Raw genomic sequence first — 640 nt, 5'->3', positions numbered from 1 at the left:
AAGTACGAGTGAGTCAGCATCAACAAGTACGAGCGAATCAACTTCAGCAAGTGCGAGTGAGTCAGCCTCGACAAGCACGAGTGAATCAGCTTCAATAAGTACAAGCGAATCAGCATCTGCAAGCACGAGCGGATCAGCTTCGACAAGTGCGAGTGAATCGGCATCAACAAGTACAAGCGAATCAGCTTCCGCAAGTACGAGTGAGTCAGCTTCAACAAGTACGAGTGAATCAGGATCTGCAAGCATAAGCGAATCAGCTTCAACAAGTACGAGTGAATCAGCATCTGCAAGCACGAGTGAGTCAGGATCCACAAGTACAAGTGAATCAGCTTCCGCAAGTACGAGTGAGTCAGCCTCGACAAGTACAAGCGAGTCAGCTTCTGCAAGTGCAAGCGAGTCTGCTTCAAGAAGTTCCAGTGAATCTGCAAGTGCAAGCATAAGCGAATCAGGATCCACAAGTACAAGTGAGTCGGCATCAACAAGCACGAGCGAATCAACTTCAGCAAGTGCGAGCGAGTCTGAATCCGCAAGTATGAGTGGTTCAGCCTCAACAAGCATGAGTGAATCGGCATCGACAAGTACAAGCGAATCAGCTTCGACAAGTGCGAGTGAATCGGCCTCGACAAGTACGAGCGAATCA

The 640-nt window shown here is 48.9% G+C and carries 1 protein-coding gene; it reads right to left on the bottom strand.

The annotated features are described in order from the left end of the window. On the bottom strand, positions 1-640 hold a 640-nt coding region (locus tag FD20_RS13735; RefSeq protein WP_420864747.1), incomplete at both ends, for a hypothetical protein.

The organism is Liquorilactobacillus uvarum DSM 19971 (genome assembly GCF_001434935.1).
Lineage (GTDB): Bacteria > Bacillota > Bacilli > Lactobacillales > Lactobacillaceae > Liquorilactobacillus > Liquorilactobacillus uvarum.
Note: the sequence above shows the minus strand (reverse complement) of the source record. Positions and strands in the feature narration are given on the sequence as shown.